The 25577-nt window shown below is 72.4% G+C and carries 19 protein-coding genes; 6 read left to right on the top strand and 13 right to left on the bottom strand.

Annotated elements, in window-relative coordinates; all coding sequences use genetic code 11:
* Positions 1-6: 6 nt before the first annotated feature.
* From murG to rsmH, 10 genes are all read right to left on the bottom strand, one after another.
* The gene (gene murG / locus QOM21_RS26915; protein WP_407553592.1) at positions 7-1098 is read right to left on the bottom strand and encodes an undecaprenyldiphospho-muramoylpentapeptide beta-N-acetylglucosaminyltransferase; all 1092 of its coding nucleotides are present in this window, start codon (positions 1096-1098) and stop codon (positions 7-9) included.
* Between the two features lie 6 nt (positions 1099-1104).
* A complete protein-coding gene (gene ftsW, locus QOM21_RS26910; protein ID WP_407553591.1) occupies positions 1105-2454 on the bottom strand; it encodes a putative lipid II flippase FtsW in 1350 nt (449 codons plus the stop codon).
* A gap of 64 nt (positions 2455-2518) precedes the next feature.
* A complete protein-coding gene (gene murD / locus QOM21_RS26905; protein ID WP_407553590.1) occupies positions 2519-4021 on the bottom strand; it encodes a UDP-N-acetylmuramoyl-L-alanine--D-glutamate ligase in 1503 nt (500 codons plus the stop codon).
* A complete protein-coding gene (mraY, locus tag QOM21_RS26900) occupies positions 4003-5067 on the bottom strand; it encodes a phospho-N-acetylmuramoyl-pentapeptide-transferase (protein ID WP_407555836.1) in 1065 nt (354 codons plus the stop codon). The genes murD and mraY overlap by 19 nt, the downstream gene beginning before the upstream one ends.
* A 5-nt stretch (positions 5068-5072) precedes the next feature.
* Positions 5073-6518: a UDP-N-acetylmuramoyl-tripeptide--D-alanyl-D-alanine ligase gene (gene murF / locus QOM21_RS26895; RefSeq protein ID WP_407553589.1), complete on the bottom strand. Its 1446-nt coding sequence runs from the start codon at positions 6516-6518 to the stop codon at positions 5073-5075.
* A gap of 62 nt (positions 6519-6580) precedes the next feature.
* On the bottom strand, positions 6581-8323 hold the full coding sequence (locus tag QOM21_RS26890) for a UDP-N-acetylmuramoyl-L-alanyl-D-glutamate--2,6-diaminopimelate ligase (RefSeq protein WP_407553588.1): 1743 nt from the start codon (positions 8321-8323) through the stop codon (positions 6581-6583).
* An 18-nt stretch (positions 8324-8341) separates the two neighbouring features.
* Positions 8342-10369 carry a peptidoglycan D,D-transpeptidase FtsI family protein gene (locus QOM21_RS26885; protein WP_407553587.1) on the bottom strand — a complete coding sequence of 676 codons (2028 nt, stop codon included), beginning with the start codon at positions 10367-10369 and terminating at the stop codon, positions 8342-8344.
* Positions 10366-10521 carry a hypothetical protein gene (locus QOM21_RS26880; RefSeq protein ID WP_407553586.1) on the bottom strand — a complete coding sequence of 52 codons (156 nt, stop codon included), beginning with the start codon at positions 10519-10521 and terminating at the stop codon, positions 10366-10368. The genes QOM21_RS26885 and QOM21_RS26880 overlap by 4 nt, the downstream gene beginning before the upstream one ends.
* On the bottom strand, positions 10518-11135 hold the full coding sequence (locus tag QOM21_RS26875; RefSeq protein ID WP_407553585.1) for a septum formation initiator family protein: 618 nt from the start codon (positions 11133-11135) through the stop codon (positions 10518-10520). The genes QOM21_RS26880 and QOM21_RS26875 overlap by 4 nt, the downstream gene beginning before the upstream one ends.
* On the bottom strand, positions 11132-12091 hold the full coding sequence (rsmH, locus tag QOM21_RS26870) for a 16S rRNA (cytosine(1402)-N(4))-methyltransferase RsmH (RefSeq protein ID WP_407553584.1): 960 nt from the start codon (positions 12089-12091) through the stop codon (positions 11132-11134). The genes QOM21_RS26875 and rsmH overlap by 4 nt, the downstream gene beginning before the upstream one ends.
* 418 nt (positions 12092-12509) lie before the next feature.
* Here rsmH and QOM21_RS26865 point away from each other — a divergent pair, with 418 nt between their 5' ends.
* The 4 genes from QOM21_RS26865 to QOM21_RS26850 all read left to right on the top strand — a co-directional run bounded on the left by QOM21_RS26865 (position 12510) and on the right by QOM21_RS26850 (position 18413).
* Positions 12510-13061, top strand: coding sequence for a beta-class carbonic anhydrase (locus tag QOM21_RS26865; protein ID WP_407553583.1), 552 nt, complete (start codon positions 12510-12512; stop codon positions 13059-13061).
* A gap of 509 nt (positions 13062-13570) precedes the next feature.
* Positions 13571-14593 carry an AAA family ATPase gene (locus QOM21_RS26860; protein ID WP_407553582.1) on the top strand — a complete coding sequence of 341 codons (1023 nt, stop codon included), beginning with the start codon at positions 13571-13573 and terminating at the stop codon, positions 14591-14593.
* On the top strand, positions 14593-15981 hold the full coding sequence (locus QOM21_RS26855) for a DUF58 domain-containing protein (protein ID WP_407553581.1): 1389 nt from the start codon (positions 14593-14595) through the stop codon (positions 15979-15981). The genes QOM21_RS26860 and QOM21_RS26855 overlap by 1 nt, the downstream gene beginning before the upstream one ends.
* Complete coding sequence (locus tag QOM21_RS26850; RefSeq protein ID WP_407553580.1) at positions 15978-18413, top strand: DUF3488 and DUF4129 domain-containing transglutaminase family protein; 2436 nt, start codon at positions 15978-15980, stop codon at positions 18411-18413. The genes QOM21_RS26855 and QOM21_RS26850 overlap by 4 nt, the downstream gene beginning before the upstream one ends.
* Before the next feature lie 708 nt (positions 18414-19121).
* On the opposite strand, the gene QOM21_RS26845 is transcribed toward QOM21_RS26850, so the two are convergent.
* The 3 genes from QOM21_RS26845 to QOM21_RS26835 form a co-directional block, all read right to left on the bottom strand.
* Positions 19122-19532 carry a DUF3040 domain-containing protein gene (locus QOM21_RS26845; protein ID WP_407553579.1) on the bottom strand — a complete coding sequence of 137 codons (411 nt, stop codon included), beginning with the start codon at positions 19530-19532 and terminating at the stop codon, positions 19122-19124.
* 258 nt (positions 19533-19790) lie between these two features.
* Positions 19791-20546: a methyltransferase gene (locus tag QOM21_RS26840; protein WP_407553578.1), complete on the bottom strand. Its 756-nt coding sequence runs from the start codon at positions 20544-20546 to the stop codon at positions 19791-19793.
* A 1240-nt stretch (positions 20547-21786) separates the two neighbouring features.
* Entirely contained in the window at positions 21787-22272 is a 486-nt protein-coding gene (locus QOM21_RS26835) for an SAV_6107 family HEPN domain-containing protein (RefSeq protein ID WP_407553577.1), read from the bottom strand.
* Between the two features lie 193 nt (positions 22273-22465).
* Between QOM21_RS26835 and QOM21_RS26830 the strand changes: the two genes are divergently transcribed.
* Together QOM21_RS26830 and QOM21_RS26825 are read left to right on the top strand one after the other, a co-directional pair.
* Positions 22466-23377: an ATP-binding cassette domain-containing protein gene (locus QOM21_RS26830; RefSeq protein WP_407553576.1), complete on the top strand. Its 912-nt coding sequence runs from the start codon at positions 22466-22468 to the stop codon at positions 23375-23377.
* Positions 23349-25556: a YhgE/Pip family protein gene (locus QOM21_RS26825; protein ID WP_407553575.1), complete on the top strand. Its 2208-nt coding sequence runs from the start codon at positions 23349-23351 to the stop codon at positions 25554-25556. Before QOM21_RS26830 ends, QOM21_RS26825 begins: the two co-directional genes overlap by 29 nt.
* Positions 25557-25577 lie beyond the last annotated feature (21 nt).

Below are 25577 nucleotides of genomic sequence, written 5' to 3'. Positions count from 1 at the left end.
CGTCGGCTACTTGTCGCGCTGGGCGATCGCCTCGTACACCATGCCGACCAGCAGCTCGTCGGCGTCCCGGCGGCCGAACTCGGAGGCCGAGCGGGACATCTCGTACAGCCGGTGCGGATCGGCCAGCACCGGGAGCACGCTGTTCTGCACCCACTCGGGGGTCAGCTGGGCGTCATCGACCAGCAGTCCCCCGCCGGCGTTGACCAGCGGCTGGGCGTTGAGCCGCTGTTCGCCGTTGCCGATGGGCAGGGGGACGAAGGCGGCCGGCAGCCCGACGGCGGACAGTTCGGCGACGGTCATCGCGCCCGCGCGGCAGAGCATCATGTCGGCCGCCGCGTACGCGAGATCCATCCGGTCCACATACGGTACCGGCACATAGGGCGGCATACCGGGCATGTTGTCCACGTGCGGCAGTTCGTTCTTCGGGCCGACCGCGTGGAGCACCTGGATGCCGGAGCGCTGCAGCGCGGGCACCGCGGCCTGGATGACCTCGTTGAGGCGGCGCGCGCCCTGCGAACCGCCGGACACCAGCAGGGTGGGCAGGTTGGGGTCGAGCCCGAAGGCCGCACGCGCCTCGGGGCGGACCGCGGCGCGGTCCAGGGTGGCGATGGTGCGCCGCAGCGGGATGCCGACGTAGCGGGCACCGCGCAGCTTGCTGTCCGGGGTGCTGACGGCGACGAACTTGGCGTACCGCGAGCCGATCTTGTTGGCGAGGCCGGGACGGGCGTTGGCCTCGTGGACGATGATCGGCACGCCGAGGCGCTTGGCGGCCAGATAGCCCGGCAGCGCCACATAGCCGCCGAAGCCGACGACGCAGTCCGCCTTCGTGCGCTCCAGGATCTGCTCGGCGGCCTTGATCGTGCCGCGCAGCCGCCCGGGGACCGTGATCAGTTCAGGGGTGGGCTTGCGGGGCAGCGGCACGGCCGGGATCAGACCGAGTTCGTAGCCCCGCTCCGGGACGAGCCGGGTCTCCAGACCCTTCTCCGTGCCGAGAGCCGTGATACCCACGGTCGGGTCCTGCCTCCGCAGGGCGTCCGCGAGGGCGAGCGCGGGCTCGATGTGGCCGGCGGTCCCCCCACCGGCGAGTACGACATGCACCGAAATTCACCGCTCTCCGGACGGCCGCTTCTTGACGGGCCGTCTCATCGTCTTCCATCTCACCCCAGCCGGTTTTCTTCCGAAAACCGGCTTCCGCGTGGCCAACGCCGCCAACGCCGCCCGTGCAGCGGGCTCGTCACGCGCGAAGGCGATCAGCAGCCCGATGGCGAACATCGTCGGCAGCAGCGCGGAGCCTCCGTAGGAGAACAGCGGGAGCGGGACACCGGCGATCGGCAACAGGCCGAGCACCGCACCGATGTTGATCACGGCCTGAGCCGTGATCCAGGTGGTCACACCTCCCGCGGCGTACCTGACGAAGGGATCCTCCGTGCGTCCGGCCACGCGGATACCCGCATAGCCTAGAGCCGCGAAGAGTGCGAGCACCGACAGCGTCCCCGCCAGACCCAGTTCCTCCCCGGTGATGGCGAAGATGAAGTCGGTGTGCGGTTCCGGGAGTTCACCCCATTTTTCCATACTGGCGCCGAGCCCGGAACCGAAGAATCCGCCGGACGCCAGGGCATAAATGCCGTGAACCGCCTGCCAGCACTGGTCGCCGGGGCCCGGATCGGTCGCTCCGATGCAGGCCAGCCGGGACATCCGGTTGGCGCTGGTCCTGATCAGCAGGGCTCCGATGACGGCCGCGGCGCCGAGGACCCCGACGAACAGCCGGGTGGGGGCGCCGGCCAGCCACAGCAGCCCGAAGAGGATCGCCGTGAGGATGATGGCGGTGCCCATATCACCGCCCAGCATGATCAGCCCGAGCAGCAGGAAGGCCGCCGGGATCAGCGGCACCAGCAGATGCTTCCACTGCACCAGCAGCTTCCTGTCGTGCTTGCGCGCCAGCAGGTCGGCGCCCCACAGAACCAGCGCGAGTTTGCCGAACTCGCTCGGTTGCATCTGGAAAGGGCCGCCCAGATTGATCCAGTTCTGATTGCCGTTCACCGCGACCCCTATGCCCGGAATCTGCACCAGGCACATCAGGAAGACGGACACCGCCAGCAGCGGATAGGCCAGCGCGCGGTGCAGTTTGACGGGCAGTCGGGAGGCGAGCAGCAGCAGGCCGGCCCCGAGAGCGGCCGCGAGCAGCTGCTTGCGGAAGAAGAACGTCGGGGAGAGGCCGGACTGCAGGGCCTTGATCTGGGAGGCGGAGTAGACCATCACCAGGCCCAGCACGGTGATCAGGAGGCTGCCGCCCAGGATGAGGTAGTAGGCCGTCAGGGGCCGGTCCCAGGCCCGTTTGGCGCGGGTGTGGAGTCGTCGCGGGCCGCCCGGGAAGCGGCCCGCGCGCGGCGGGCGGGGTGGGGAGGTCCGGCGCGCCGGATGCGGCGGCGCCGTCTTCGCCGATCGGGCCGTCATCCTCGTTCCCTCCACGGGTTCGCTCGCCGCCGGTTGTCGACGACAGCGGGGAGAAACGGTTGGCTCAGTGATCCCGCGCGGTCAGTTCACCGACCGCGTCGGCGAAGGCGTCGCCCCGCTTGTTGTAGTTCACGAACATGTCCATCGAGGCGCAGGCCGGCGCCAGCAGGACCGTATCGCCGGGCTCGGCCAGCCGGGTCGCTTCGCGGACCGCCTCGGGCATCGCCCCAGTGTCGGTCCGGTCGAGGTCGACCACCGGGACATCGGGTGCGTGTCGCGCCAGGGCTTCGCGAATCAGCGCCCGGTCGGCGCCGATCAGCACCACGCCGCGCAGCCGCGCCGCCGACCGCTGCACCAGCTCGTCGAAGGTCGCGCCCTTCGCCAGGCCGCCCGCGATCCACACGATGTGCTCGTACGCCGCCAAGGACGCCTCGGCGGCGTGGGTGTTGGTGGCCTTGGAGTCGTCGATGTAGGTGACGCCGTCGATGTCGGCGACGTGCTGGATGCGGTGCGCGTCCGGGTGGAAGGCACGCAGGCCGTCGCGTACCGCCGCGGGCCGGACGCCGTAGGCGCGGGCCAGGGCCGCCGCCGCAAGGGCGTTGGCGATGTTGTGCGGGGCCGCGCTGCCGGAGCCCGGGGCGATGTCGGTGACCTCGGCGAGTTCCTGGGCCTGCTGCTGCCGGTTCTCCACGAAGGCGCGGTCGACGAGGATGCCCTCGACCACACCGAGTTGGGAGGGGCCGGGGGTGTTGAGGGTGAAGCCGATCGCGCGGCAGCCCTCCTCGACGTCGGCGGCCCTGACCAGGTCCTCGGTCGCCTTGTCGGCCACGTTGTAGACGCAGGCGACGGTGTTGCCCTCGTAGATGTGGCCCTTGTCTGCGGCGTACGCCTCCATGGAGCCGTGCCAGTCGAGGTGGTCGGGGGCGAGGTTGAGGACCGCGGCGGAGTGCGCGCGCAGCGACGGCGCCCAGTGCAGCTGGTAGCTGGAGAGCTCCACGGCGAAGACGTCGTAGGGCTGTTGGCCGTGCTGCCCCTGGCCCAGGACGAGGTCGATGATCGGGGTGCCGATGTTGCCGACGGCGGCGGTGTGCAGCCCCTCGGCCTCCAGGATCGAGGCCAGCATCCGGACCGTGGTGGTCTTGCCGTTGGTGCCGGTGACGGCGAGCCAGTCCGCGGGGGTCTCGCCCCGCGATCCGCGCAGGCGCCAGGCGATCTCGACGTCCCCGACGACGTCCACACCGGCCGCGGCGGCCGCCGCGAACAGCGGGCTGTCCGGCTTCCAGCCGGGCGAGGTGACGACGAGGGCGGTGCCCTCGGGGAGCGTCGCGCCGTCGCCGAGGCGGACGGTGAGGCTCCCCTGCACCCCGCCCGCGGCTGCTTCTTCCTCCAGCTCGCGGGCGGCGGCGCGTTGCTTCTCGCCGTCGCCGCCGTCCACGACGGTGACATGGGCGCCGAGGCCGGCCAGGGCGCGGGCGGCGCTGATGCCGCTCACGCCCAGGCCGGCGACGGTGATGTGCGAGCCGGCGAAGTCCTGCGGGTCGTGCGCGGTCACTTCGCGGCCTGCCAACCGCCGTAGAAGATGCCCAGGGCGACGATCACGCACATGCCCTGGATGATCCAGAACCGGACCACCACCAGCACTTCGCTCCAGCCCTTCAGTTCGAAGTGATGCTGGAGTGGCGCCATGCGGAAGACCCGCTTGCCGGTCAGGCGGAACGATCCGACCTGGATCACCACGGACATGGTGATGAGGACGAAGAGGCCGCCGAGGATGGCCAGCAGCAGCTCGGTGCGGGAGCAGATCGCCAGGCCGGCGAGCGCGCCGCCCAGGGCGAGCGAGCCGGTGTCGCCCATGAAGATCTTGGCGGGCGAGGTGTTCCACCACAGGAAGCCGAAGCAGGCACCCATCAGCGCCGAGGCGACGACGGCGAGGTCGAGTGGATCGCGGACCTCGTAGCAGCCGGGTCCTGCGGTGATCTGGTTGGCGCAGGACTCCTGGTACTGCCAGATGCCGATGAAGGTGTAGGCACCGAAGACCATCACCGAGGCACCGGTGGCCAGACCGTCCAGGCCGTCGGTGAGGTTCACGCCGTTGGACATCGCCAGGATCATGAACAGCGCCCAGATCACGAAGATCACCGGGCCGACCTGCCAGCCGAAGTCCTGGGTGAAGGACAGCCGGTCGGACGCCGGGGTCTGCCCCCGCAGGTCCGCGAACTGCAGCGACAGCACCGCGAAGGCGATACCGACGATCAGCTGGCCGGCCATCTTGGCCTTGGCTCGCAGGCCCAGCGAACGCTGCTTGACGATCTTGATGTAGTCGTCGAGGAAACCGACCAGGCCCATGCCGGCCATCAGGAACAGCACCAGCACACCGGAGAAGGTGGGGTCGCTGCTCGTGATCACCTTGGTCAGCGCGTACGCGATGATCGTGGCCAGGATGAAGGCGATGCCACCCATGGTGGGCGTACCGCGCTTGCTGTGGTGATCGCGCGGGCCGTCGTCACGGATGAACTGTCCGTAGCCCTTCTTCGCCAGCAGCTTGATCAGTACCGGGGTGCCGATCAGGGTCAGGAAGAGCCCGATCATTCCGGAGAAGAGGATCTGCTTCATCGAGTTCATCGGGTCGCGGCTCCGCCCTCGGCGACCGGTACGCCCTCGTCCAGCAATGCTGATGCGACCCGCTCCAGCCCCACCGACCTGGACGCCTTCACCAGCACGACGTCTCCCGGTCGCAGCTCGCTGCGCAACAGGTCGACCGCCGCCCGCGCGTCGGACACGTGCACCGACTCCTCACCCCACGAACCCTCGTTCTTGGCGCCCATGTCGAGCCAGGCCGCTTCCCTGCCGCCGACTGCCACGAGCTTGCTGACGTTGAGCCGGACGACCAACCGTCCGACCGCGTCGTGTTCGGCGAGTGAGTCCTCGCCGAGCTCGGCCATCTCACCGAGCACCGCCCACGTACGACCGCCCGTCGCCTTGTGGGCTGTGCCCATCGCGACCAGCGCACGCAGCGCCGCTCGCATGGACTCGGGATTCGCGTTGTAGGCGTCGTTGACGACCGTCACGCCGTCCGCGCGCTCGGTGACCTCCATCCGCCAGCGGGAGAGCGTGCCGGCTTCGGAGAGCGCCACGGCGATCTCGTCCACGGGCATGCCCAACTCATGGGCGACGGCGGCCGCGGCGAGCGCGTTCGACACGTGGTGCTCACCGTACAGCCGCATGGTCACATCACTGCACCCGGAGGGTGTGTGAAGCGTGAAGGCAGGCCGGCCTTGGGCCGTGAGCCGGACATTCTCGGCACGTACGTCGGCGTCCGCGGCCTCGCCGAAGAGCAGCGTGCGCGCCTTCGTACGGGAGGCCATGGCACGTACGTACGGATCGTCGGCGTTGAGGACGGCCAGGCCGTTCTCGGGGAGCGCCTCGACGAGTTCGCCCTTCGCCTCTGCGATCCGCTCGCGGCCGCCGAACTCGCCGATGTGCGCGGTGCCGACGTTCAGCACCACGCCGATCTCGGGTGGGGTCAGCTCGGCGAGATAGCGGATGTGTCCGACGCCGCGGGCACCCATCTCCAGGACGAGATGGCGGGTGCTGCTCTCGGCGCGCAGGGCGGTGAGGGGCAGCCCGATCTCGTTGTTGAGGTTGCCTTCCGGCCAGACCGTGGGGCCGTGCCGTTGCAGAAGCTGGGCGATCAGGTCCTTGGTGCTGGTCTTGCCGGCCGAGCCGGTGAGCCCGACGACGGTGGTGCCCAGGCGTTCGACGACGGCCCTGGCGAGCGCGCCGAGGGCGGCGACGACATCGTCGACGACGATCGCCGGGACGGGGCGGTCCTCGGTGCCCACGGGGCGGGTGGCCAGGACGGCCACCGCGCCGTCGTCGACGGCGCCGGCGGCGAAGTCGTGGCCGTCGAAGCGTTCACCCGCGAAGGCGACGAACAGGCCCCCGGGGGCCACCTGGCGGGAGTCCATCACGACGGGCCCGGTGACCTGGAGGCCGGTATCCGGTATGTCGTGCTGCTGCCCGCCGACGATGCTCGTGATCTCGGCGAGGGACAGGGAGATCACAGGTCACCCCCGGCAAGAGGCAGGTGGTGCCAGTCAAAGGGTTGTGCGCGCATGGCGGTGTGTCATCCCTGGTGTTTCGGCTGCTGTGACGTCAAGGAAGCCTCGATGGCCTCGCGCAGCACCTGTCGGTCGTCGAAGGGGCGTACCACTCCGGCGATGTCCTGGCCCTGTTCGTGGCCCTTGCCCGCGACGATGACGGTGTCGCCGGGCTCGGCGCGGGCGACGGCGGCGGCGATGGCGGCGGACCGCTCCTCCTCGACCAGCACCGTGCCGCGCTCGTGGATGGGCACCTCGGCGGCGCCCGCGAGCATGGTGGCGAGGATGGAGAGCGGGTCCTCGTTGCGGGGGTTGTCGGACGTCAGCACGGCCGTGTCGGCGAGGCGGGCCACCGCGGAGCCCATCGGGACGCGCTTGTGCGGGTCGCGGTCGCCGCCGCAGCCGAGGACGGCGTGCAGCTTGCCGTCGGTGACCTTGCGCAGCGCGCGCAACACCGATTCGACGGCGTCGGTCTTGTGCGCGTAGTCGACGACCGCGAGGTAGGGCTGGCCGGCGTCGATGCGCTCCAGGCGGCCGGGGACGCCGGGGACCGCGGCGACGCCGTCGGCGGCGGTCTGCGGGTCGATGCCGGCGACCACCAGCGAGGTGATGGCGGCGAGCGCGTTGGCGACGTTGAAGGGGCCGGCGATCGGCGACGCGGCGCGCAGCCGCTGACCGTCCGGGCCGAGCACGGTGAAGGTCGAGCCGAGCGCGCCGACCTCGACGTCCGCCGCCCGCCAGTCCGCGTCCGGGTGGCCCTCGGCGGAGAAGGTGGTGACCGGGACCTCGGACTCGCCGTCGGCCAGCCGCTTGCCGTACTCGTCGTCGAGGTTGACGACGCCGGCACGGCTGCGGGCCTTGGTGAAGAGCCGGGCCTTGGCCTGGAAGTAGTCCTCCATGCCGGAGTGGAACTCCATGTGCTCCGGGCTGAGGTTGTTGAAGATCGCGACGTCGAAGACGCAGCCGTCGACCCGGCCCAGCACCAGCGCGTGGCTGGAAACCTCCATGGCGACCGCGCGGACGCCCCGCTCGCGCATGACGCCGAACAGCGCCTGCAGATCGGTCGCCTCGGGGGTGGTGCGCTCGGACTTCATCCGCTCGTCGCCGATGCGGGTCTCGACGGTGCCGATCAGGCCCGTCAGCCAGCCCTCCGCCTTCGCGGCGGCGGCGCGCAGCCCGCCCTCGATGAGGTAGGCGGTGGTGGTCTTGCCCGAGGTGCCCGTGATGCCGATCTGGAGAAGATCCTCGCCGGGCGCTCCGTAGATCGACACCGCCAGGCCGCCCATACGGGCGCGCGGGTTGTCGACCACCAGGACCGGCAGGCCGGTCTCGGCGGCGCGGTCCGCGCCCGAGGGGTCGGTCAGGATCGCGGCGGCGCCGAGGTCGGCGGCCTGGGCGACGAAGTCGGCGCCGTGCAGCCGGGCGCCCGGCAGGGCCGCGTAGACGTCGCCCGGGCGGACCGCCCGGGAGTCGTGCGTGATGCCGGTGACCGAAACATCGCTTGCACTGCCGGCCGGGGCCGGGGTGCCCAGCTGCTCGGCGAGGTCCGCCAGGGGGGTGGGGCGGACCCGCTCGGGTCGGGGCGCTCCCGGATAAGTGCCGGGACTTCCCTTCTGAGCGTTCTGGGCTTGGGTGGACTGATCAGCGTGTGACACGGCGGTGAGCGTACCGGGCAGAACGGGCCCGGGGCGAAGCGAGGGCCGCGTGGAGTAGCGGTTCACGGTTTCCGGCGTGCCGTCGGGAGTGCCGTCGGGAGTGATCGTCGTCACGGCAGGGTTGCCTCGATTTCATTCGCCTGGCTTGAAGGTGACCGGCAGCCGCGGGGGCTTGGCGCCGGTCGGCGGAACCTGGAGGGTTTTCAGTGCGAACTGCATGACCTGCTGGTAGATGGGGCCACAGATCTGGCCACCGAAATAGCTGCCGCTGGTGGGGTTCTGGATGGCGCAGTAGACGGTGATCCGTGGCTTGTCGGCGGGTGCGAAGCCGGCGAAGGAGGCCGTGTAGCCGCGGTAGCTGCCCGTCTTGGGATCCACCCGGTTGGACGTGCCGGTCTTCCCGCCCACGCGGTAGCCGGGGATCTTCGCCTTGGAGCCGGTGCCTTCCTCGTCGTCCACCACGGATTCGAGCATGGTGGCGAGCGTGGTGGCGGTCTTCGGGCTGACGACGCGGGTCTTGGCCGGCTTGGGCGCCGGCACGTACCGGCCGTCGGGCCCGGTGGTGCCGCGGACGAGGGAGGGGGCGACCCGCTCGCCGCCGTTGGCGATCGTGGAGTAGACGGAGGCGGCCTGGACGGCGTTGAGGGACAGTCCCTGGCCGAAGGGGATCGTGTACTGCTGCGAGGTGTTCCAGTCCTGCGGCTTGGCCAGGATGCCGTCCGTCTCGCCGGGAAAGTTGAGTCCCGTGGGCTTACCGATCCCGAATTTCCGCAGGTAGGAGTAGAGCACCTGGTTGGATGCGCGCTGGGTCCTGCCCAGCTGGCCGGCCGCGAGGATGGTGCCGATATTGCTGGATTTGGCGAGCACGCCGTTGAGCGTGAGGTGCCAGGTCGGGTGATCGATGTCGTCCGCGAAGAGCCGGTCCCCGCGGTGCAGCCGGTTGGGCACCGTGACGCGGGTGGCGGGAGTGGCGACGCCCTCCTCCAGGACGGCGGCCATCGACATGACCTTGCTGGTGGAGCCCGGCTCGAAGGCGTCGGAGAGCGAGGCGTTGCCCAGCGCCTCGGGATCGGCCTCGGAGATGTCGTTGGGGTCGAAGCCGGGAGAGTTCGCCAGTGCCAGGATCTCGCCGGTTTTGGTGTCCTGGACGACGACGTAGCCGCGGTCGGCCCGCGATTTCGCGACCTGCTTGCTGATCGCCTGCTGCGCCGCCCACTGGATGTCGCGGTGGAGGGTCAGCTGGACGTCGGTGCCGGGGACGGCCGGGTGCTCCTGGGCGTCGGCGGTGGGCACCCGGCGGCCACCGGACTGGGCGTAGACGAGCTTGCCGTCCTTGCCGGTGAGGTTCTTGTCGAGCCGGGCCTCCAGGCCGCCGCCGCCCCTGCCCTCGCGGTTGACGAAGCCCAGGACGCCGGAGGCGAGGTTCTTGTTGGGGTAGACCCGCTTGCTGTGCTTGTCGGCGAAGATCCCGACCAGGACGTTGGGACGCGGAGCGCTGCGGGGAGCGGCGGCCGCCTTGGCGTCGAGGGCCTTGCGGAGGTCCCTGATCTGCTTCCAGACCTGCGGTGTCTGCTGGCGCGAGAGCAGGACGTAGCGCGCCTTGGGCTTGGCGAGCTTGGCGGCGAGCGTGGCCTGGTCCTCGTCGAGGATCGGCGCCAACAGGGCCGCGGCCTGCTGCGGGGCGTCCTTGATCTCGGTCTTGTCGGGCGCGAGCAGGCTGGGGTCGGCGGTGATGTCGTAGGCGTCCACCGTCGTGGCCAGGTCCACGCCCTGCCGGTCGGTGATCGCGCCGCGTTCCGCGGCCAGCTTGACCGGGACGTAGCGGTTCTCGTTGGCCTTGGCGGCGAACGCCCCGGAGTCGACCGCCTGCACCTGGAAGAGCCGTACGACGAAGGCCAGCATGACCAGCGTCAGCGCCAGGGAGACCAGGCGGAGACGGGGCCGCGGACTGCCCAGGCGGATCACGGCCGGGCGGGGGCCCGAGGGCCGGCGGGCTGCGGGCTGCCTGCCCGCGCCGGCCCGGGCGGCGCCGGGCTTGGGTGCGGGCCGCTTGGCCGCTCCGGACTGCGCGGCCGGGCGTCCTGGCCGTGGGCGGCCACCGGCCTGCCCACGCTGGACAGGGCGCGGCACGCGGCGTCGGGGGTCCCTGGGCTCCGTCATACGGCGTGCTCCGGGGCGTGCGCGACGTTGCCGGGCCGCGGGGCGGTCCTGGCCCGCAGCGCACCGGCGGCCGGGCAGGGGCGGGCGGCCGAGGCCGGGGTGGTGGCTCGGGCAGGGCGGACGTCGTACGGGTGGGCGGACTCGCGCGTCACGGCTTCACCTGCCGAAGGTCGTCGGAGGGCGGGGCCGCCACGCGGTCCGGCGCGGCCCCGGTCGGGACTCCGGGCGCGAGGCGGTGCGCGGCGGGCGGGCCCGGAGCGGGCTCCGCGAGCAGGCGGCCGGCCGCGGCCACGGAGCCCGACGGGGCGGAGGAGGTGCGGTGGACGGACACCGCGGGCGCGCCGGGACCGAGGGGCCGGGCGAGCCTCTGGGCGCCACCGGCTCCCATCGGGGACATCGCGGCGCCGGCCTTGCCCGGCTTGCCGAGGACGGTGCCGTCCGGGAGGAGGAACGCCGGATTGCCGCCCGGCACCATCCCCAGCTCCCGGGCGCGCCGTTCGAGGGCGCCCGGGGAGGAGTAGCCGTCCACCTGCTGCTGGAGGGCCTGTTGTTCGTCCGTCAGCTCGTCGGTCTTCTTCTCCAGGTTGCTGAGTTCGAACGACCCCTGGTTGAGGGCGGAGTTCAGCAGCAGCAGCGTGATCAGCCCGGAGCCGAGCAGCACGACGACGAGAAGCACGAAGGGCGTGCGCGCGGCGGAGCCGGCGCTGGAGGGGAAGAGCGCGGAGAGGCGTCCCGGCCCTCCGCGCGACCGCCCCGGGCCCCTCACGCGATGTCCTCGCGGATGCGTTCGGCGCCGCGGAGACGGGCGGGGGCAGCCCGCCGGTTCTCGGCGATCTCCTCCTCGGTGGGGAGTTCCGCGCCGCGCGTGAGCAGCTTCAGGCGGGGCTGGTACTGCTCGGGGACGACCGGCAGGCCGGGGGGTGCGGTGTTGGTCGCACCCGCCGCGAGGACCTGCTTGACCAGGCGGTCCTCCAGCGACTGGTAGGACAGCACGGCGATCCGGCCACCGACGGACAGCGACTTCACGGCGGCCGGGATGGCACGCTCGACACTGGCGAGCTCGCCGTTGACCTCGATGCGCAGGGCCTGGAAGGTCCGCTTGGCGGGGTTGCCGCCGGTGCGCTTGGCCGCCTGCGGCAGGGCGTCCCTGATCAGTTCGACCAGCCGCGCGCTGTTGGTGAAGGGCTCCTTGGCCCGTTCGCGTACGACGACTTCGACGATCCGCTTGGCCTGCTTCTCCTCCCCGTAGGCGCGCAGGATCCGCACGAGTTCACCGGGCGCGTAGGTGTTGAGGACGTCCGCGGCACTGATGCCGGTCGTCTGGTCCATCCGCATGTCCAGGGGTGCGTCCTGCGCGTAGGCGAAGCCGCGGTCGGCCTCGTCCAGCTGCATGGAGGACACGCCGAGGTCGAACAGGACGCCCTGGACGCGGGGCAGCCCGAGGCGGTCGAGGACCTCCGGGAGCTCGTCGTAGACCGCGTGCACCAGGGTGGCGCGCTCCCCAAAAGGGGCCAGTCGTTCCCCGGCGAGCCGGAGGGCGGAGGTGTCGCGGTCGAGGGCGACGAGCCGGGCCGCCGGGAACGTGGAGAGCAGCGCCTCGCTGTGCCCTCCGAGGCCGAGGGTGCAGTCGACGACGACCGCACCGGGCTCGGCGAGCGCGGGGGCGAGCATGTCCAGACAGCGCTGGAGCATGACGGGGACGTGGCGAGTGTTGCTGCTCATGCGCCTTCCGATGGGCTGGGCGGCAGGTGGGGCCCCCGGCCGCTGGCTGGGGAAAGGCCGCACGCACCGCTTGGTCCCCGCCCGCTCTGAAGGGGAAGTGGCCCTCCGGCGACGGGGAAGTGACGTCGGATGACCGTTGGAGCGGGAGGAGGCCGAGCCGCACGTACGCACGCGCGCACGCAAGGGATTCGGGATCCAAGGAGAGCGTCACGCCTCCCACTTCGCGCCACTTTAGTCGACCGGCTGCCTCGGTCAATCAACCGGTTCCGCGCGTCCCGCGACGGCTTCGCGAGGGCGTTCTCACCCGGATGGCGGCACCGTCCACCACCCGTGTGGATTACCTCACAGGGGGTGATGTTGACCCCTATGCCCGTCCTCACAGACGGCCCGACGAACCGCGGCGGATTACCGTTGGGCCATGTCCATACCTGCCTCGCCCCAGCCCACTGACCGTGCCGCAGACCGGACCGGCGCCTCGGTCACCGACCGCCTCGTCGAGGCGAACGAGCGCTACGCCGCCGCCTTCAAGGACCCCGGCATGGATGCCAGGCCCGTTCTCGAGGTCGCCGTGGTGGCCTGCATGGACGCGCGCATCGATCTGCACGACGCCCTGGGGCTGGAACTGGGTGACTGCCACACCATCCGCAACGCCGGCGGCGTGGTCACCGACGACATCATCCGGTCCCTGACGATCAGCCAGCGCGCGCTGGGGACCCGGTCGGTCGTCCTCATCCACCACACCGGCTGCGGCCTGCTGAGCCTGACCGAGGACTTCCGCCACGAGCTGGCGGCCGAGGTCGGCCAGCGGCCCACCTGGGCGGTCGAGGCGTTCAAGGACCTCGACGAGGATGTCCGGCAGTCCATGCAGCGGGTGCGCACCTCCCCCTTCCTGCTGCACACGGACGACGTCCGCGGCTTCGTCTTCGACGTGACGACCGGGCTGCTGCGGGAGATCGACCCGCAGGACTGAACGGGACCCGCAGAACCGAACTGGTGCCGACGGGCCGGTGGGCGGGGCGGAGAGCCCTGTCCCCACCGGCCCGTCGGCGTTGCGGCGCCGGGGCGGGCGTCGCGGCGGTACGGGATGGGCCGAACGGGGGCGTGGTGGGGAGCGGCCGAGTGCCTCGGCGCATCGGTCCGGGTCACTGTCGGGGGCGCCGGGGGGCTCCGGACCGGCCCCGGCGCGATCTCGGGCGACTCCGCCGGGCGGTGTCGCCATCGAGCGCTCGTCCCGTATGACCTGATGCACCGCCATCGCCGTGTTGACCGGGAAGATGACGGTATCGCCGCCCCAGTTGTCCACAGGCCATGACGCGAGGCCGGATGGACAGCAAGAATGCGTACGTGACGTCGCATCGGCCGAGGCCGGCGCGGCGGGCACTTTCGGGGCGGGCCGGGTCCGCACAGAGGACACCGGCCCGGAAGTGGGGAATCCCCTTTGCTCCAGGTGAGCTCGGGGAAGGGGCCGAGGAGGGCCGAGTGACGACGTATGACGAACGAGCGAGCCTGAGCGATCTGACCACCACGGCGGAGCGGGTTCACCGGTCGGTGGAGGCTGTGATCGAGGGCAAGCCGGAGGTCGTACGGCTCTCGCTGACCGTGCTGCTCGCCGAGGGGCATCTGCTCATCGAGGACGTGCCCGGCGTGGGCAAGACCATGCTCGCCAAGGCGCTGGCCCGGTCCATCGACTGCTCGGTGCGGCGCATCCAGTTCACGCCCGACCTGCTGCCGTCCGACATCACCGGTGTCAGCATCTTCGACCAGCAGAGCAAGGACTTCGAGTTCAAGCCGGGCGCGATCTTCGCGCAGATCGTGATCGGCGACGAGATCAACCGGGCCTCGCCCAAGACCCAGTCGGCCCTGTTGGAGTCGATGGAGGAGCGGCAGGTCACCATGGACGGGCAGACCTATGAGCTGCCCAGCCCCTTCATGGTGGTCGCGACGCAGAACCCACTGGAGATGGAGGGCACCTACCCCCTCCCCGAGGCGCAGCGGGACCGCTTCATGGCCCGGGTGTCGATCGGCTATCCGAGCCCGGCGGCCGAGCTGCAGATGCTGGATGTGCACGGCGGCGCCTCGCCCCTGGACGACCTCCAGCCGGTCGCCCACGCCCACGACATCCTGAAGCTGATCGACGCGGTGCGTACGGTCCACACCGCGGAGGCGGTGCGCAGATACGCCGTCGACCTGGTCGCCGCCACCCGCACCCACCCCGAGCTGCGACTGGGGGCCTCGCCCCGTGCGACGCTCCATCTGCTGCGGGCGGCGAAGGCCGCGGCAGCGCTTTCCGGCCGGGAGTACGCCCTGCCCGACGATGTCCAGGCGCTGGCGGTGCCGGTGCTAGCGCACCGGCTGCTGCCCACCGCGCAGGCCCAGTTGAACCGCCGTACGGCCGAGCAGCTCGTGCTGGAGATCCTGCAGCGGGTCCCGGTGCCCGAGCCGACCGCCCAGCCGTGGCGGCAGATGCGCGGTCAGCAGCCTCCCGGCGCCCGGGGGTTGTGATGTCCGACGGGGGGAGGGAAGGGATGCCGGAGCGGAGCGGACTCCGGGCGGCCTTCCGGGGGATGACGACCCGCGGTAGGTCGTTCCTGGCGGCGGGCATAGCCGCCGCGCTGTGCTCCTACCTCCTCGGGCAGGCCGATCTGCTGCGGGTCGGGCTGCTGCTCGCGGCCCTGCCCCTGGTGTGCGTCGTCGTGCTGCACCGCACCCGCTACCGCATCGCCGGCAGCCGGTCGCTCTCCCCCGCGCGGGTCTCCGCGGCGTCCGAAACCCGCGTCGGGCTGCGCCTGGAGAACGTCTCGCGGCTGCCCACCGGCGTCCTGATGCTCCAGGACCGCGTCCCCTACGTCCTGGGGCCACGGCCGCGCTTCATCCTGGACCGGGTCGAGGCCGGCGGGCTCCGCGAGGTCTCCTACCGCGTCCGCTCCGACCTGCGCGGACGCTACGAGCTGGGACCGCTCCAGCTGCGGCTCTCCGACCCGTTCGGTATGTGCGAACTGACCCGCTCCTTCACCACCTTCGACACCCTCACGGTCGTACCGCGGGTCGAGCCGCTGCCAGCGGTCGGGCTCGCCGGCGAGGCGGCCGGCTACGGCGACGGGCGGCAGCGCTCGCCCGCCCTGACCGGCGAGGACGACCTCATCCCCCGCGGCTACCGCCACGGCGACGACCTCCGGCGGGTCCACTGGAGGTCCACCGCGCGCCACGGCGAACTGATGGTCCGCCGGGAGGAGCAGCCGCAGAAGGCCCGCTGCACGGTGCTTCTCGACACGCGTCTGAGCGCGCATGCGGGGACCGGGCCCGACTCGCCCTTCGAGTGGGCGGTCGCAGGCGCCGCCTCGATGGCCCTGCACCTGCTGGAACGCGGGTTCTCCGTGCGGCTGCTGACCGACACCGGCACCGCGGTGCCCGGCCCGGACGGTGCCGGCGGCACCGAGGCCGCAGACGCCGCGGGCCTGCTCCTCGACACCCTCGCCATGGTGGAGCAATCCGAGGAGGGCGGCCTCTCCGCGGCCTACGACGCCCTGCGCGGCGGCACGGAAGGGCTGCTGGTGGGCTTCTTCGGCGAGCTGGACGAGGAGCAGGCGGCGGTCGCCGCGCGGATGCGGCAGCGCAGCGGCACGGCCGTCGCGTTCGTCCTGGACGGGGACGCCTGGTCCCGAGGGGTGGGCGGATTCCGGTTCTCCGACGGCGGCGTACGGTCGGCCGACCGGCTGCGGATGCTCCGCGAGGCGGGCTGGACGGCGCTGCCGGTGGCCCCGGGAACCTCCCTGGCCGACCTCTGGCGGTCCGCGGACCGGGCCGGGGTGCACCCCGAGCCGAGAGCGGAGGCCGGGTTTTCCACCACCGCGGCGACGGCTCCGCGGACGGCGGCAGGGGGCAGGGCATGAGCGGCCGGGCGCGACTGGCGCTGTGCGCGATGGTGGCGACGCTGGCGGCGGCCTGCGCGCTGCTGCCGCTGGTGGATCCGGTCACCTGGATGATCCAGGCGGCGATCCTGCTGGCGATCATGACCGCCGTGGGCGCGCTGACCCGGCGGGTGCCCCTGGCCAGGCCCCTGACCATCGGCGCGCAGGCGCTGGTCGGCGTGCTGCTGCTGACCCTGCTCTGCGCCCGCGACCAGGCGGTCCTCGGGCTGCTGCCCGGGCCGGACGCGGTCACCGCCTTCGCTCAGCTGGTGCGGGACGGCGTCCACGACGTCGGGCGGTACGCCATCCCCGCCCCCGTCACTCCCGGCATCCGGCTGCTGCTGATCGCCGGAGTGCTGGTGATCGGCCTGATCGTGGACGCCCTGGCGGTCACCTACCGCAGTGCGGCGCCCGCGGGGCTTCCGCTGCTCGCGCTCTATTCGGTGGCGGCGGGCTTGTCCCAGGGCGGCGCGGGCTGGCTGTGGTTCCTGGTCGCGGCCACCGGCTATCTGCTGCTGCTTCTCGCCGAGGGCCGCGACCGGCTCTCGCAGTGGGGGCGCGTGTTCGGCGGGACGGGCGGGCCCGGCCAGGTCGGCAGGCAGGGCCCCGTATCCGGGGTCGACGGTCCGGCGACGGCCCCGGTCCGTACGGGCCGCCGGATCGGCGCGCTGGTGCTCGGCATCTCGCTGGTCGTGCCCGCCGCGCTGCCCTCACTGGGCGGGGGGCTGCTCGGCCCGGCCGGCGGCGCCGGGGGCCCCGGAGGCGGCGGAGGCACGATCTCCGCCGTGAATCCCCTGGTGTCACTCCAGAACAGCCTCAACCAACCGTCGGACAAAGAAGTCCTCAACTACCGCACGACCGCGGACAACACCAGCGACCTGTATCTGCGGATCGTCGCCCTCGACCAGTTCGACGGCACGGCCTGGAAGCCGTCCGAGCGCACGGTCACCGACGTCCCGGACGAGCTGCCCGCCCCGCCCGGACTCTCCTCCCGGGTGACCGTCGACCGGATCAACACCTCCATCTCCACCGCCGAGTGGTACGCGCAGAACTGGCTGCCGCTCCCCTACCCGGCGGCCAAGGTGGACATCCCCGGGCGCTGGCGCTTCGAGCCGGCGGGCCGCACCCTCGTCGGCGACCGCGGCCAGAACACCCGAGGCGTGCAGTATCAGGTCGAGAGCCTCCAGGTGCGGCCCACCGCCCGGCAGCTGTCCGCCGCGCCGTCACCGCCCGCCGCGCTGCGGCGGGAGTACACCAAGGTGCCGCGCTCCCTGCCGCCCGTGGTGGGGGCCACGGCCCGGCAGGTCACCAGGGGCGCCCCGACGCCGTACGCCAAGGCCGTGAAGCTCCAGGAGTGGTTCTCCCTCGACGGCGGCTTCAGCTACAACACCGACGTCCGTGCCGGCAGCGGCTCCGAGGCCATCGCACGGTTCCTGGAACAGAAGGAGGGCTTCTGCGTCCACTTCTCCTTCTCGATGGCGGCGATGGCGCGAACTCTGGGCATACCGGCCCGGGTCGCCGTCGGCTTCACCCCGGGCACCAAACAGCCCGACGGGACGACGTCCGTAGGGCTCAAGGACGCGCACGCCTGGCCGGAGCTCTACTTCGCAGGTATCGGCTGGACCCGCTTCGAGCCGACCCCGAGCCGGGGCAGCATCCCGGACTACACCTACCCCGACAACTCCGGCGCGGCCGATCCCGTCGACCCGGCCCCCGACACGGCCCCGTCCGACGCCCCGTCGCAGGAGCCGTCCACCGAGCCGTCCTGCGGCCCGGACCAGGAGCAGAACGGGGCGACGACGGGGTGTGTGACCGTGCCGGCGGAATCGGGCCCCCGCCCGCCGTCCTCCGGACTGTCGGTCCCGGCGGTCATCGGTATCGCGATCGGCGCCGCACTCGCCCTGCTGCTGCCCCTCGTCCCGCTCGTGTGGCGGGTGCGCAGACGGGGGCGGAGGCTGGCGGGGGACGGCTTCGGCGGAGATATCGCGGCCCGCACCCTCGCGGCGTGGCGGGAGCTGCTCGACACCGCGTGGGACTTCGGCATCCTGCCCGACGAGTCCCTGACCCCGCGCAGAGCGGCCACCCGGATCGTCCGCATCGGGAAGCTGGCACCCGGCGCGGCCGATGCCGCCCAGCGGGTGGCCACGGCCGTCGAACAGGTTCTGTACGCCCCGCAGCCGCTGCCGGCGACCGGCCTCGTCGCGGCCGTGGAGGAAGTACGGGCCGGACTGCGGGCCGAGGCGAGCCGCGGCATGCGCCTGCGCGCCCTGCTCGCCCCGCGCTCCGCGATACGCCTGCTGTGGGCCGTATCCGCCCGCTGGACGACGCTCCTCGCCCGCTGCGCCACCAGCCGCCCGGTCACCAGGGCCCGCCGCACGGCAGCCGCCCTGCGTCCGCGCCGGCAGCGGGCCTAGGAGCTGCGAAGGGGTGCGACGAGGCTGGGCGGCCGGCCTGGGGCCATTCAGGTCCCTGCCGGCCCCCCGACGTCGGATTGGGGTGGCCCCTGGGGCGGCAGGTGACAGGCGCTGGTCCCGTTCAAGTTCGCCTGGCGCGGGTGCGGGCGGTGGTGCTGGGGGCTGGGGCGCGCAGCCTCCACGGGGAGCGGCGGTAGCACGGGGCACAGGCGGGCGGTCGGGGCGGCGCGGCGGGCGGTCGGGCGGGCGGGCGGGAAGCCGGGTGCTCCGCGTTCGGGACATCGGTCAAGCCGAAGCACCCCCGGAGTGCCGTGCTACAAACCGAGCGGGACGGGCCCGGCCGAGCCGCTCGGGCGTACTGAGCCGAGGCTGCGCCCGAGTGCGAGGCGGGCCGTGGCGGCTTGCGCTGATCACCAGGCAGACGGGTGGGGACAAGGCCCCGAGCCGCCTGCTGCAGGCCCGCCCTTCCGCCGGCTGCTCAAGACCGGCCACCGAGCCCGTCGCCGGTCGCCCGTCCGCCCGTAGCCATCGACGAGGTGCCTTCCCGGGGACGCGTGAGCCCCAACAAGCGTTTCGGTTGGCGGGGACGGGGGCCCGGAGGCGCGTGGGACACCTCGGGCCCAAAACAACGTGCCGCGGCCGCCCGATCCTGTCGGGCGGCCGCGGCACGTAGAGCTGAGAGGCGCGAAAGAAGGCGAAAAGTAGGGGTCAGTGGCCCTGTTCGTCGCGGCGACGCTGCCAGCGGTCCTCGATGCGATTCATCATCGAGCGCCGCTGCCTGGCCTGGCGGCCCGTGGGCGCGCCGGGCGTGCCTTTGGAACCCGCGCCGGACTGCTGCTCACCCGGTTTGGGGGCCTTACGCCATCCGGTGACTGCCAGCACCGCGCAGCCGAGCATGACGAGGAAGCCCACCACACTGATCCAGATCTGCTGCGCGACCATTCCGGCCATGAGCAGCGCGATACCCACCAGGAAGCCCGCGACCGCTTGGTAGACCCGTCGCCGGGTGTACGTACGCAGCCCGCTTCCCTCAAGCGCTGTCGCGAACTTGGGATCTTCGGCGTACAGCGCTCGCTCCATTTGCTCGAGCATGCGCTGCTCGTGCTCCGAGAGCGGCACGGAGTCCTCCTACTCGTCGGTCGCGGGGGGCGACCGGGTGCGACCCTTTCAGGATAGGCAGGGAATCGCCCCCGTGAAACCCGCCCCTCTACGCCACTTCACAGTCCGGGCCGCCACGGCGGCACGTGGTGATGCTGCCTGCATTCCCCACCCGCCTATCCGTCATGCCGGAACGTCGTACCCCGATCATACGGGGAGAAGGGGCTGATCGGGTGGCCTGTGGCCGACTGCACGCGCCGAGCGCGCGGAGCGGGTAGATCAGTCGCGCTCGGCGAGGACGTGCAGCTGGGTCGCGACGGCATGGAAGGCGGGCTGTTCCGCGGCCTCGGCTTCCAGCTTCAGCAGCGCCTCCATGGCACCCGGTTCGGTGTCGACGAGCACCCCCGGGACCAGGTCGGCGAAGACCCGGACGCCGTGCACGGCGCCGACCTGCAGGCCGGTGGCGGAGACCAGGTCGGTGAGCTGCTCGGCAGTGAAACGGCGCGGCACCGGGTCGCCCTCGCCCCAGCGTCCGGCCGGGTCGGTGAGGGCCTGCCGGGCCTCGTCGAAGTGCCCCGCAAGGGCGCGGGCCAGGACGGCGCCGCCGAGGCCGGCGGCGAGGAGGCTGAGGGTCCCGGCGGGACGCAGCGCGGCGACGGCGTTGCGCACGCCCTCCGCCGGGTCGTCGACGTACTCCAGCACGCCGTGGCAGAGCACGGCGTCGTAGCCGCCCCGCTCGACGACGTCGAACAGCCCGTGGGCGTCGCCCTGCACGGCGCGCACCTGGTCGGCGACGCCCGCCTCCGCGGCCCGGCGCTCCAAGGCGAAGAGAGCATTGGGGCTCGGGTCGACGACCGTCACGCGGTGGCCGAGGCGGGCCACCGGTACGGCGAAGTTGCCGGTGCCCCCACCGGTGTCGAGGACGTCAAGGGCGTCGCGCCCGGCGGCCTTGACCCGGCCCTCCAGGGCGTCCTTGAGGACCTCCCAGACCACGGCGGTACGAAGGGATGCGCGCGGGCGCAGCGGGTCAGACACGGCGGGTGGCTCCTCGGAGGGGGCATGAACGGTCCAGGCGCCCACCACCCTATTGCGTTCCGCGCCGTCCGCCGCCTGGGGCGCCCTCCGTGCCGCCCATGCCCCCATCTGGGATGACACGGGCAGCAGGGACGACGGGCATACGGGGGCCGGGTGGACCGGCTGGGGCGGGTGGCCCGCAGGGGGCCGGCAGGGGGGAGCGGGTGACCCGCAGGGGAAACGGGTGCCCCGCAGGGGGAACGGGTGACCCGCAGACGTGGCGGGCGATCGGGCGCGGGGCCACGACGCTGCGGGCCACCGGGCCACGGGGCCACGGGGCCACGGGGCCAGCCTCTGGGCAGACCGAACAGCGGGCGGCGGGCAGCGGGCACACCCGAAGGCAGAGGGCAGGGGCAGGAGCAGTGGCAGCGGCAGCGGCAGCGGCAGTGGCAGTGGCAGTGGCAGTGGCAGGGCGAACGTGAGCGGGCGGGCAGTGGGCGAGCACGCGGTGGGGGCAGGGCACCTCGAAGCCCCGCGCGACGCCTCCCGCCGGACCGCCTCCGCCAGCTCTTCTCCCCCCTAGCTCTTCTCCCCCCTAGCTCTTCTCCCCCCTCCCTCTCTCCCCCCCGCGCCCACCCACCCCGCCCCACCACCGCTCTGACCCCGCGCACACGCCAGCCCCGCATCGAGGCGTCAGGCCCGCGCCAAGGCGTGAAGCCCACGCCAGGCCCTGCCAGGGCCCATCCCGGCCCACGCCAGGCCGAGTCAGCCCACGCCAGCGCCCATGCCAGCCCTCTCAGACCGAGTCGGTCCACGTCAGACCACGTCAGGCGCCACGCCGTACCCCGCACGTGGCGCCCCGCGCATGCCCCGCCCCTCGCGGGCTCGCACCTCGGGCTCCCCCTCGGCTCGGGCCTCGGGCCCGCACCTCGGGTCCCCCACCTCAGTGCCCGAGGCTCCGGCCCCGCGCAGGACGCCCAACCCGGGCCGGTGAGCCGCGCACGGCGCACCGCCAGGGTCGGTCAGCTCCCGCCGACGTACACCGGGGACGATCCCCCGACGCACCCCGCGGTCGCTCAGCCGCCGGACGTCACGCCCCAAGACGCCGACCCATGCACCGCCCCGCACGTCGCCCGCGATCGCCCCCTCCCCCGGTCACCCCCCTCCGCCAAGCCCCCATCAACCGCAGTCCAGCCACTCCAGCCACTCCGGCCGCTGCGGCCACTCCGGCGAATGCGGCCGATCCGACCGCTCCGCCCCGTCAGCCGGCTCGCTGGGGTGGCAGGGAGGGCTGGAGGAGGAGCATCCGCTCCACGAGGCGGAGGAACATGGCGACGTCCCTCAGCAGGTCGTCCGCGTCGCGGCTGCTCGCCGCGCCCGCTATGCCCGCCTCGGCCTTGGCGCGGCGGGCGGCGCCGGCGGCGAACAGGGCGCTCCATTCGGAGAGTTCGGGAGCGACCTCGGGGAGGACCTCCCAAGCGCTGCGGATACGCTGCCTGCGGCGCATGGTGCTCTCGGGCCTGCCGCGCACGGCGAGAACGGCGGCCGCGGTACGCAGCGCGGCCAGATGGGCCGTGGCGAACCGTTCATTGGCGGATTCGAGGGTATGCGCTTCGTCGAGACCGTGCTGGGCCTGCGTGAGCAGGTCGAGAGCGGCGGGTGGCGCTGTTGTCCGCCTCAGGACGGGGTGGACATCACTCGGGGGACCGTACGCAGCGGAGCTGCCCGCTGTGGGACGAGCTGCCATGACGAACCTCCTGTCGTCGCATGCCGGTTCGGGACCGTATGACCCCATCGTGGGGTACGGCACTGACAATCGGCGCTGACCTGCCCTTTCTTCGGAAAGGGGACGGAATCCCGCCAGGTTCCCCCCACCCCCTTGCGGAAGTGGGTGCGGGGTGCATATTTTTGAACTGACCAGTCAGTTCAAGGAGGGGATCGTGGACAGCACCCCGCACGGGGCGTCGGTCACGGCCGCGGGGTTCGGGGTAAAGGGCCCCCGCGGATGGGCGTTCCAGGGCATCGACATCGCGGCGGAACCCGGTTCGCTGATCGCGGTGCAGGGACCTTCGGGCTCGGGCCGTACGTGCCTGCTGCTCGCACTCACCGGCCGGATGAAGTCCGCCGCGGGCACCGCGGACATCGGCGGCCTGCCGCTGCCCAGGAAGATGGCCGCCGTCCGGTCCGTCACCGCGCTCGCCCATGTGCCGGGGGTCGCCGAACTCGATCCGGTGCTGACGGTGGGCGAGCATCTTCGCGAACGCGCCCTGCTCCAGGGCCGGTTCGGTGGTGCGCTGCGCGGACTGCTGCGGCCGCGCAAGGAACGCAGGGCGCAGGCCCGTGCCCTGGTGGACGCCGCGCTCGAAGCGGCGGGCCTGGATCTGGACGCGCTGCCCAAGGGGATCCGGACGTCCGTGCGTGATCTGGAGCGGCTGGAGGCGCTGCGGCTGTCCGTCGCGCTCGCGCTGATCGGCGGTCCCCGGCTGCTCGCCGTGGACGACACCGACCTGAAGCTCTCCGACGGCGACCGGGCGGCGGCCTGGGCGCTGTTGGGCAGCCTGGCGGCGGCCGGCACGACCGTCGTCGCGGTGTGCAGCGAGCCGCCGGAGGACGCCGCCGGCCTGGTGCTGGTACGCACCGGCCGACAGGAGCCGAACGCCCCGGCGGACGGCCCGGTCACCCCCGACACCGGCACGACCACCGCCGGCACGGGTGCCACCACCGGCACCGACGCGGCGGCGGACGCCGCCCCGGCCCCGGAGGCCGAGGGCACCGACGCCACCGCGGACCACACACACGACGACACCGAGGGGACCAGCGCCGATGCGCTCGCCGAAGCTCGCCGCTCTTGAGCTGAAGCGGTTCGGCCGGGGGAAGCTGCCGCGCGCCGCGCTGGCCGCCCTTCTGCTGCTGCCGCTCCTGTACGGCGCCCTGTACCTGTGGTCCTTCTGGGACCCGTACGGCCGGCTGGACCGGATACCGGTGGCGCTGGTCAACGAGGACACGGGCGCGGAGGTCGACGGGAAGCGGATCTCGGCGGGCGACAGCATCGTCGACGGGCTGCGCGACAGCGACACCTTCGACTGGCGTACCGCGGACGCGGACGACGCCGACCAGGGCGTCGAGGAGGGCTCGTACTACCTCTCGCTGTCGATCCCGAAGGACTTCAGCCGGCGGATCGCCTCCAGCTCCGGGGACAACCCGGAGACCGGCGCCCTCAAGGTGCGGACGAACGACGCCAACAACTACATCGTCGGGCAGATCTCCCGGACGGTCTTCTCCGAGGTGCGCTCGGCGGCGTCCACGAAGTCCTCCCGCACCTTCCTCGACAAGATCTTCGTCTCGTTCTCCACGCTGCACGGCAAGACCGAACAGGCCGCGGACGGCGCCGACAAGCTGGAGGACGGCATCGGCCGGGCCAAGGACGGCACCGGCAAGCTGTCCGACGGACTGGGCACCGCCAAGAACGGCAGTGGTGAGCTGGTCAAGGGCTTGGGCGACCTCGACGCGGGCGCCGGGCGGCTCACCCGGGGCAGCTCGGATCTCGCCCGCGGCGCCGGCACGGCGGCCGACGGCTCGCACAAGCTCGCCGACGGATCCGGGCAGGTGGCCGACGGCACCCAGCAGCTCGCCGACACGGTCAACCGCATCGACGGCAAGGTGGGGCCGTTCATCCGGGCCCACGGCAAGGAGATCGGCGAGGCGGCGCAGCTCGTCGCCGACGGCTCGCAGGCGATCAACGACCACCTGGACAAGCTGCCCGCGGCGGCCGACTCCGGGGCAAGGCTCTCCCGGGGGATCTCCGATCACCTGGCCACCTTCTACCGCCTGCGCTGCGAGGGCGGGGTGAGCCTCGACGTCTCGTGCGCCGAGCTGAAGCAGATCAAGGAGCAGGCGGCGACCGCGGCGGACAAGGCCGAGGAGGTCAGCGGGTACGTCCACGACCAGAAGAATCTGGACCGGCTCGGCAAGGACCTGGACACCCTGCACTCCCTGGCCGCCGAGCTGGCCGCACACGGCCCGACCCTCGGCGCGGACATGGACGCCGCGGTCAAGAAGATCAACGACCTCAACGACGGTGCGCACAAGGTCTCCGCGGGCGCGCAGAAGCTGGCGGCCGGCACGGACAAGCTCGCCGACGGCGCGGACAAGGTGGCCGACGGCGCCCGCGACCTGCACGACGGCACCGGCCGGGCGGCCACCGGTGCGGGCGATCTCGACTCCGGTGTGGGCAGGCTCAAGGACGGCGCGCAGACGCTGGACGGCGGCATGTTCAAACTGTCCGACGGCTCGTCGAAGCTGGCCGGCGGGCTGCACGACGGGGCCGCGCGGATTCCCGACTACGACAAGAAGGAGCGCGACGCACGCACCCGGGTGATGGCCGACCCGGTGCAGCTGGCGTCCGACTCCGCCCACCGGGCGCCGAATTACGGCACCGGCTTCGCCCCGTACTTCATCCCGCTGTCGCTGTGGGTGGGCGCGATGGTGGCGTACATGCTGATCAAGCCGCTCAACCGCAGGGCCCTGGCGATGGGCGCGTCCTCCTGGAGGGTGGCGGTCTCCGGCTGGCTGCCGGTGTTCGCCCTCGGGGTGCTGCAGACCGCGGCCCTGATGTCCGTGCTGCACTTCGCGCTCGGTCTGCAGATGGTGCGGGCGGCCGGCACGGTCGGCTTCCTCGTCCTGGTGACGGCCTGCTTCTCGGCGATCGTGCAGTGGCTGAACGCCCAGTTCGGGCCCGCGGGGCGGATCCTGGTGCTGGCGTTGCTGATGCTTCAGCTGACGTCGGCCGGGGGCACGTACCCGGTGCAGACCAGCCCCGGCTTCTTCGGCGCCATCCATCCCTTCCTGCCGATGAGTTACGTCGTGGAGGGGTTGCGCCGGCTCATCACGGGCGGCGGCCTGGAACCGGTGTGGCAGGGCAGTCTGGTGCTGCTGGCGTTCACCGCCGGGGCGCTCGCGCTGACGTCCCTGTCGGCCCGCGGGCGGCAGGTCGTGCGAATGAAGGATCTGCACCCGGAGTTGAGCCTGTGAACTCCCGTCCGTCGCCCGCCA

This window comes from Streptomyces sp. Pv4-95 (genome assembly GCF_045782725.1).
Taxonomy (GTDB): domain Bacteria; phylum Actinomycetota; class Actinomycetes; order Streptomycetales; family Streptomycetaceae; genus Streptomyces.
Note: the sequence above shows the minus strand (reverse complement) of the source record. Positions and strands in the feature narration are given on the sequence as shown.

Bases quoted from the DNA above. Each gene is read 5' to 3' on its own strand.
- ftsW (WP_407553591.1), bottom strand. From the start codon at position 2,454: ATGACGGCCCGATCGGCGAAGACGGCGCCGCCGCATCCGGCGCGCCGG.
- mraY (WP_407555836.1), bottom strand. From the start codon at position 5,067: ATGAAGCAGATCCTCTTCTCCGGAATGATCGGGCTCTTCCTGACCCTG.
- QOM21_RS26885 (WP_407553587.1), bottom strand. From the start codon at position 10,369: ATGACGGAGCCCAGGGACCCCCGACGCCGCGTGCCGCGCCCTGTCCAG.
- rsmH (WP_407553584.1), bottom strand. From the start codon at position 12,091: ATGAGCAGCAACACTCGCCACGTCCCCGTCATGCTCCAGCGCTGTCTG.
- QOM21_RS26865 (WP_407553583.1), top strand. From the start codon at position 12,510: ATGTCCATACCTGCCTCGCCCCAGCCCACTGACCGTGCCGCAGACCGG.
- QOM21_RS26855 (WP_407553581.1), top strand. From the start codon at position 14,593: ATGTCCGACGGGGGGAGGGAAGGGATGCCGGAGCGGAGCGGACTCCGG.
- QOM21_RS26850 (WP_407553580.1), top strand. From the start codon at position 15,978: ATGAGCGGCCGGGCGCGACTGGCGCTGTGCGCGATGGTGGCGACGCTG.
- QOM21_RS26835 (WP_407553577.1), bottom strand. From the start codon at position 22,272: ATGGCAGCTCGTCCCACAGCGGGCAGCTCCGCTGCGTACGGTCCCCCG.
- QOM21_RS26825 (WP_407553575.1), top strand. From the start codon at position 23,349: ATGCGCTCGCCGAAGCTCGCCGCTCTTGAGCTGAAGCGGTTCGGCCGG.